Origin of the sequence: Sphingomonas sp. BE138 (assembly GCF_031456125.1) — a bacterium.
In the GTDB taxonomy this organism is placed as follows: Bacteria; Pseudomonadota; Alphaproteobacteria; order Sphingomonadales; family Sphingomonadaceae; genus Sphingomonas.
Genome location: NZ_JAVDUC010000049.1, coordinates 1 through 6,907 on the forward strand (window position 1 = coordinate 1; position 6,907 = coordinate 6,907).

The following is a 6,907-nucleotide window of genomic DNA, read 5'->3' on the forward strand; positions in this document are numbered from 1 at the left end:
TTCACACACACACCTCGGCGCGGGGTGGAGCAGCCCGGTAGCTCGTCAGGCTCATAACCTGAAGGTCACAGGTTCAAATCCTGTCCCCGCAACCACCTTGACTTGCAACACCCCGGAAGCACCCGCTTCCGGGGTGTTTTTGCGTCCGCCCGCCTTGCTGATTGTCAGCATCGCTGCCAGGTCACCAGTCATCTCCACCTACAATACGCCGTCGACCGGCGTCAGCACGATGCGCTCGATGAGACCGCGGATAAGGTCCTGCGCCTGCACGCGGCTCGCCTCGTTGGTATAGACGGCGAGCAGATCCTCGACCTTGGCGCGATAGACCTGCGCCAGCTTTGGGTGGAACAGGGCACGGACGGCTTGGTGTGCGGACGTACGGTGTCTCGTCTCGCCGTGGCTCGACGACCACATCATTGCACAGCCACGGTGGTGTAGGAGCGTCCTACCCAACACGTCAGGAGCCGTGCGGCGGTGCAGAGAAATGCTCGTGACGTCGCTGGACCCTGGCTGCACCTTGTCCTGGAACATGCTCGCTTGTTCAAGGACGCCGGATGGCTGCCCCTTTGGACGACGGAACGGCCATTTTCGGGCGGAAGCTGAGAATGAGCTGGCGGCCGGCTTCGGGGAGGCCGCTGGGCCTGGACGCGCGTATGTCGTGGTGCGCGGCCCGACAGCCGGATAATGCCGGGCTCAAACTGCCGTCACATCCACGTCGCCGACCGCATCGAAAAGCCTGCTATCCGGCCCGTCGTCTGCGTCGAGCGGAAAGCTGAATGCGTTGCTGGCGGTGCCGGCCGCCGTCCACAGAGCGGCGCCGTCGCCGCCGCTGCTGGTCGACAGCCAGCGCGCCGTGCCGCTGAGGATGCGGGTCGCATAGGCCGTGCCGGCCGGAATGTTCGCGGCGTCGCCGGCGGTGAGGCGGCAGTCCTCGCCGCCCAGGGACAGCGCGATCAGGCCGTCGAGCACATACAGGAGGACGTGCGTGCCCGCATGGCGGAGCGTCGGCATCGCCGCGTCGCGACCGCCCTCGATCACGCGCATGTCGATCATGCCACCGGTCTGCGCTCGAGTCAGGATCGTGGTTGAAAGGTGGCCGCGCAGTACGTGGCGCGTGCCGAAGCCGGCCGCAAGGAAGTAGGCCGCCCGTTCCGTTGGCAGCTGCTGGTCCGCCGTGCCGATCGGTGTGGCCTCGGCGTAGACGGCATTGTCGACCGGCATGATGCGGTGTTTGCCCATCGCCGGGCCCATGCGCGAGAAGTCGAAGGGGTGCCCCTCAGCCGGCAAACCGGTCATGCCCCAGACTTCGCCCGCGTCGGCAAAAAATCGCTCCCAACCGCCAGGCGCAACGATGCCGAAGAACTGGGTGCGCGGGGCGACGCTGCGATAGCTGTGCGTCACCGTCGGCGGTACGTAGGCGAAGTCGCCCGGCGCCAGCACGCGCGACTGATCATCCGCCCAAACCTGCAATCGGCCCCGGGTGACGAACCACGTATCGTGCTCGCGTTCGTGCCAGTGCATCGGGACCGGGCCGCGATCGAGCGGGCATTCGGCGACGACCGCCCCGAAGCCGCCGGCGGTCTGCTCGATCCCGGCGACCGTGCGGATCACTTGGCCGGCGACGAGGTGCGACAGGCCGGCGCCAGCGCGGATGACATAGGCGCCGGAGCCGGGCAGGCTACCCGGATGAGCGATGTCGTTCATGATGTCCTCTCCTTAACGCCTCAGGCGAACGGAATGGCGAGTTGTGCCGCCTTGCATTCCGGGCTCTTTGGTGGAGCGATGCCCCACTGGTCGCTGCGTCCCGGCGGCCAGATCCAGTCCTCGGGCCGGCCCACGCGATAGTGCTCGTCTACCTGCAGCACGTCGGCGGTATATTCGATGACAATCCCGAACGGGTCGACGAAATAGGCGAAGACGTTGTTGCCCGGACCGTGCCGCCCTGGGCCCCAGCCGATCGGAAAGCGATGGTCGACCATCCGCCCGGACGCGCGCATCACGCCCTCCCATGTCGGCATCTGGAAGGCGACGTGGTTCAGCGTATTGACCGGCGCGTCGGCGATGACGATCGAATGATGGTCGCTGTTAGTGCGGACGAACGCCATCATCTTCGATCTGTCGGTCAGCGTGAAGCCGAGCGCATCGGTATAGAAGGCCGCATCCCGGTCGACGTCGTCGCTGTTGAAGTTGACATGGGCGAGGCGTTCGGGCCGGTCGGGATCATCGGCGAGCGGTGCGACGCGGGCGTCGTCCTTGACCAGCCGGATGGTGCGGTTCTGCGCATCGCGCACCGCGGTAATCATGCCGCCGCCGGGTTCGTCCGTCGCGACGCTCGGCTGGGTCAGCCGCGCGCCACGGGCAACCATCGCGGCGGTGAGCGCTTCGGGATCGGCATCAACGGCAACGCGGAACGTCATCGACCGGATCGCCGGACTCGCCGCCGTGTGCAGCGCCAGCAGATAGGCGTCGCTGCCGGTGCCGCGCAGCCAGACCACGGCTTCGCTGCGCGCTGCAACCTCCAGGCCCCAGATATCCGTGTAGAAGGCGGTCGCGGCCGCGAGGTCGGGAACGTCGAAGTCGACGCTGCGCAGACCCGTGATCGGAAATTCGTGGCCCATCGCACCTCTCCTGTCGCCGGTTCGCGACATCGGAGAATATGGTGGCGTCGAACCATATTTGGCAAATACGCAATCTTACGTAAAGCATAGGCACAGCCTATGATAAGAAAGACTGCCCAATGATCGATCCCCGTCTGCTTCGCACCTATCTCGCGGTGTGCCTCGAAGCATCGATCAGCGGGGCCGCGCGTCGGCTGAACATCTCGCAGCCGTCGGTGTCGGTAGCGATCGCACAACTGGAGCGCAGCCTGAAGATGACGCTGTTCGCCCGCGGTCGGCAGGGAATTACGCTGACCCCCGCGGGCGAGGCGCTGAAGCGGCGGGCGGAGATGATGGAAGTGCTGCTCGCCGATGCCGAACAGGCGGTCGCGCTGGCGGGGGCGGGGGTGCGCGGCCCGCTGCGCATCGGAGGAACGCCGGGAGCGCTCGTCAGCCTCGTCCCCGGGGCGATCGCGCGCATCGAGCGCGGCGACCATATGGCGCTGAGCGTGATCGAACGCCCGGACGCACAGTTGACCGATCTTCTGCGGCGCGGCGAAATCGAAGTGGCGGTCGTCACCACCGGGATCGAGACGCCGCCGCCGGATATCGACGAATGGTCGATCGCGTGCGACCCTTTTTCGCTGATCGTCGGGCGTCTGCATGACGGCTTGGGATCGAGCGTGTCGCTGGCGGACGTCGCCGACCTGGGCTGGGTGCTACCGCGCGCCGCCGGCGCATTTCACCGCCAGATCGACGCGTTGTTCCTGGCCGCCGAAATGGCGGTGCCCGCCGACGTTATCCGGTGCGACTCGCTGCTGACGGTCAAGGCGATCGTCCAGCAGGGGCGGCGCGTCACCGTACTGCCGCGGGGTGTCGTAGAGCCGGAGGTTCACTCCGGGCTGCTGCGCGCGATCCCGATCGAGGGCGTGCCGATCACCCGTAGCATCGGCATCCGTACGTTACGGGGGCGGCAACTGACTCAATTGGGTCAGGAGTTTTTCACTGCAATCACCGCAAAATGACATAGGAAGAGACTATGGATATGTGAAAAACCAATATTTTACATTATCCACCTGCGGGGGCACACCCCGCCTTACCGCCGGCAAAAGCGGTTGGAGAGGTGGATTGATGTCGTACGCTTCTCGCCTTTTTTCACGTCTTTGTGCTGGCGACCGGCGGTGAATGAAGGCGCTGCCGTCTTCGACGTGGCGATCATCGGCTGCGGTCCCGTCGGCGCACTGGCGGCCAATCTTGCAGGGTGCGCCGGATTGTCGGTGCTGATCGTCGATCGTGAGTCCCACCCGCACCCGCTGCCCCGCGCGGTGCATCTCGACCACGAAATGATGCGCCTGTTCCAGTCCGCCGGGCTGGCGGGGGTGATGGCGCCGCGCATGCGCGAGACGCAAGGGCATCTGCACGTCGGTGCCGATCACGGCGTCATCCGCTACCTGGGTACCGCCGGGCAGCCCAAGCCGTTCGGCTGGGCCAATGATTACTTCTTCTATCAGCCCGAACTCGAAGCGAACCTGCGCGATGGCCTGAACCGCTTTCCCCACGTCGTGCAGATGATGGGTGTCGAGCTTGCCGCCTTCGAACAGGACGGCGGCGGCGTCACTCTGCATCTCGCCGGGGTCGACGGCGCGATCGAGCGGCGCGCGCGGTGGATGATCGCCTGCGACGGTGCGCGCAGCGTCGTGCGCAGGGCTCTTGGCATTGCGCTGGAGGACCTGCACTTCGAGGAGCCCTGGCTGGTCGTCGACGCGGAGGTGGACGGCCGCGTCCGCTTCCCCGATCTGTGGGGCGTGCCGGAGACGGCGGATGTCCAGCAATTGTCGGTGATGATGTGCGATCCGGCCCGCCCGGCGACGATCGTGCCGGGCCGTGGCAGCATGCGGCGGTGGGAGTTCATGCTGCTCCCGGGCGAGGACGATGCCGCGATGATGCGCGCCGATCGCGTTTCCGCGCTGCTCAATCCCTATCTCGCCGGGGTGCCGCACCGGTTGGTGCGGGCGACGACGTACCGCTTCCACGGCCTGATTGCGGAGCGCTGGCGCGAAGGGCGGGTGTTTCTGGCGGGAGACGCCGCGCACCAGACGCCACCCTTCTTCGGCCAGGGCATGTGCCACGGCATGCGCGACATCGCCAATCTGATATGGAAGCTGGAGCTGGTGATCCGCGGCGCGAGCGATGTCGCCTTGCTGGACAGCTACGAGGTAGAGCGTGACCCGCACGTCCGCAGCGTCGTCACCGCCGCCATCGAGGCCGGGCGCTATATCTGCGAACTCGACGCCGACCGCGCCGCCGAGCGCGATGCCGCGATGCGTGGGCGGGCACGCAGCGGCCAGACGGAAACCGCGGCGGATCTGATCCCGGCCTATCGCAACGGCATCGTCGCATCCGGCACGGCGGGGGCGGGCGAGCGCTTCGTGCAACCCGCGATCCGCGGCGCGGGCTTGCTCGACGACGTGTTCGGAGGCGGCTGGCGTCTGATCGTCGCCGACGATCGTGGCGCGAACGCCGAGGTCGACGCGATAGGAGCCACGACGATCGCCCTCGCCGACATTGTCGACGACGGCACCGTGTCGCGCTGGCTGGCGGATCGCGCCGTCACTGCCGCGCTTATTCGTCCCGATCATTATGTGTTCGGCACCACGGCGGGCGACCCGGCCGATCTGATCCGGATCGTGCACGACCAGCTCCACATCCATTCGCATCATGCCGCCTTCGAAGGAGCCGTTTGATCATGGCCTATGTCAGCTTTCGCCGCGCCGACGGCACCGCGAGCTACGGCCGTCTGGTGGAAGGCCGCATCCTCGATTGCGGCGCCGCGCCGGGTGCGCCCGCCGACCTCAAGGCGGCGCTCGCCGCAGGACCGCTCGCCGCACTGGCACACGGCGGTGGCGTCGGACTCGACGAGGTGACGTTGTTGCCCGTCATCCCTAACCCTGCCAAGATCCTGTGCGTCGGCCACAATTATGAGAGCCATCGCCAAGAGACCGGGCGTGCGAAGGTCGATCATCCCTCGATCTTCACCCGCTTTCCCGACACGCTGGTGGCGGCCGGGCAGCCGATTGTGCTGCCGAGCGTGTCTTCCAATCTCGACTTCGAGGGCGAACTGGCCGTCGTAATCGGCCAGGGCGGGCGGCACATCGCCGAAGCCGATGCGCTCGATCACATCGCCGGCTACGCCTGTTTCAACGACGCCAGCCTGCGCGATTGGCAATGGCACACGACGCAGTTCACTCCAGGCAAGAACTTCCCCGGCACGGGCGCCTTCGGTCCGGCGCTGGTGACACCGGACGAGGCCGGCGACCTCGCCGACGTCCATGTCGTCACGACGCTGAACGGCGAGGTGGTCCAGGACCAACCGATCCGCGACATGATCTTCCCGATCGCGAAGATCGTCGCCTATGTGTCCGCGTTCACGCCGCTGTCGCCGGGCGACGTCATCGCGACGGGCACGCCGGGAGGGGTCGGCGCCAAGCGTCAACCGACCTTGTGGATGAAGGCGGGTGACCGCGTCGAGGTGGCGATCGGCCCAATCGGCACCCTGACCAACATGATCGAGACCGAACGCCAGCCGGGCTGAACCGGCGGCACCCCATGGGAGAGGAAGAACCGTGAAGCTGGCGATCCAGATCGCGCGCGCAACGACGGCGCTGGTGGCATTCGCAGGACCGGCGGCGGCGCAGCAGGCGAGCACCGCCGACCCCGCCACCGTGACGCCGGACGCCGCCGCCGCCGCGCCCGGCGAGCCAGGCACCGCCGATATCGTCGTCACGGCTCAGCGCCGGTCCGAGCGCGTGGTCGACGTGCCCATCTCGATCACCGTCGCCAACCAGGCGCAGCTGGAACGCCAGCAGGTCAACACCGTCAACGACCTCGCACGCATCTCGCCCAGCCTCGAGATCCAGCAGGCGCCCGGGCAGAACACCGGTGGCGGCGGGTCGCTGCGCGGCATCGGTACACAGACCTTCTCGGCAGGTGCGGTCGCCTCGGTCGGGATCGTCGTCGATCAGGTCAGCCAGGGCAATGCGAACATCGCGGATCTCTTCGATGTCGGGCGGATCGAGGTGCTGAAAGGACCGCAGGGGACGCTGTTCGGCCTGACGACGTCGGCGGGCGTCATCGACATCACCACCAACGCACCCGATCCTTCCGGCTTCAGCGCACGCGTGCGGACCGAATTATCGAACGAGGGCACGCTGGGGTGGTGCATTCTAGATCGAAGTGCGAAAACCTAGCTTAAGTGAGGGTTCCACCCGGCGGAGGGTTGCGCATGGGCAGCTACACGCATCTGGATCTCG

Annotated in this window: 7 protein-coding genes and 1 tRNA gene; 5 read left to right on the top strand and 3 right to left on the bottom strand. The window is 66.8% G+C overall.

The window, feature by feature from the left end; translation table 11 throughout:
• Window positions 1-18: 18 nt before the first annotated feature.
• Window positions 19-95 (top strand) — tRNA-Met (locus J2Y58_RS20465).
• A gap of 103 nt (window positions 96-198) precedes the next feature.
• Here the strand turns inward: J2Y58_RS20465 and J2Y58_RS20470 are convergent.
• The 3 genes from J2Y58_RS20470 to J2Y58_RS20480 form a co-directional block, all read right to left on the bottom strand.
• Window positions 199-417: a hypothetical protein gene (locus tag J2Y58_RS20470; RefSeq protein WP_310107252.1), complete on the bottom strand. Its 219-nt coding sequence runs from the start codon at window positions 415-417 to the stop codon at window positions 199-201.
• A 276-nt stretch (window positions 418-693) separates the two neighbouring features.
• On the bottom strand, window positions 694-1,704 hold the full coding sequence (locus J2Y58_RS20475) for a quercetin 2,3-dioxygenase family protein (RefSeq protein WP_310107253.1): 1,011 nt from the start codon (window positions 1,702-1,704) through the stop codon (window positions 694-696).
• A 20-nt stretch (window positions 1,705-1,724) separates the two neighbouring features.
• On the bottom strand, window positions 1,725-2,618 hold the full coding sequence (locus J2Y58_RS20480; protein WP_310107255.1) for a VOC family protein: 894 nt from the start codon (window positions 2,616-2,618) through the stop codon (window positions 1,725-1,727).
• A 119-nt stretch (window positions 2,619-2,737) separates the two neighbouring features.
• On the opposite strand from J2Y58_RS20480, the gene J2Y58_RS20485 reads away from it, so the two are divergent.
• The 4 genes from J2Y58_RS20485 (at window position 2,738) to J2Y58_RS20500 (ending at window position 6,844) form a co-directional block, all read left to right on the top strand.
• Window positions 2,738-3,622, top strand: a complete 885-nt coding sequence (locus J2Y58_RS20485) for a LysR family transcriptional regulator (protein WP_310107257.1) — start codon at window positions 2,738-2,740, stop codon at window positions 3,620-3,622.
• 156 nt (window positions 3,623-3,778) lie between these two features.
• Window positions 3,779-5,341 carry a bifunctional 3-(3-hydroxy-phenyl)propionate/3-hydroxycinnamic acid hydroxylase gene (locus J2Y58_RS20490; RefSeq protein WP_310107259.1) on the top strand — a complete coding sequence of 521 codons (1,563 nt, stop codon included), beginning with the start codon at window positions 3,779-3,781 and terminating at the stop codon, window positions 5,339-5,341.
• Window positions 5,342-5,343: 2 nt separating this feature from the next.
• A complete protein-coding gene (locus tag J2Y58_RS20495; protein WP_310107261.1) occupies window positions 5,344-6,189 on the top strand; it encodes a fumarylacetoacetate hydrolase family protein in 846 nt (281 codons plus the stop codon).
• 31 nt (window positions 6,190-6,220) lie between these two features.
• Entirely contained in the window at window positions 6,221-6,844 is a 624-nt protein-coding gene (locus J2Y58_RS20500) for a TonB-dependent receptor plug domain-containing protein (RefSeq protein ID WP_310107263.1), read from the top strand.
• The last annotated feature ends 63 nt before the right edge of the window (window positions 6,845-6,907 follow it).

Bases quoted from the DNA above. Each gene is read 5' to 3' on its own strand.
- J2Y58_RS20470 (WP_310107252.1), bottom strand. From the start codon at position 417: ATGATGTGGTCGTCGAGCCACGGCGAGACGAGACACCGTACGTCCGCA.
- J2Y58_RS20475 (WP_310107253.1), bottom strand. From the start codon at position 1,704: ATGAACGACATCGCTCATCCGGGTAGCCTGCCCGGCTCCGGCGCCTAT.
- J2Y58_RS20480 (WP_310107255.1), bottom strand. From the start codon at position 2,618: ATGGGCCACGAATTTCCGATCACGGGTCTGCGCAGCGTCGACTTCGAC.
- J2Y58_RS20485 (WP_310107257.1), top strand. From the start codon at position 2,738: ATGATCGATCCCCGTCTGCTTCGCACCTATCTCGCGGTGTGCCTCGAA.
- J2Y58_RS20495 (WP_310107261.1), top strand. From the start codon at position 5,344: ATGGCCTATGTCAGCTTTCGCCGCGCCGACGGCACCGCGAGCTACGGC.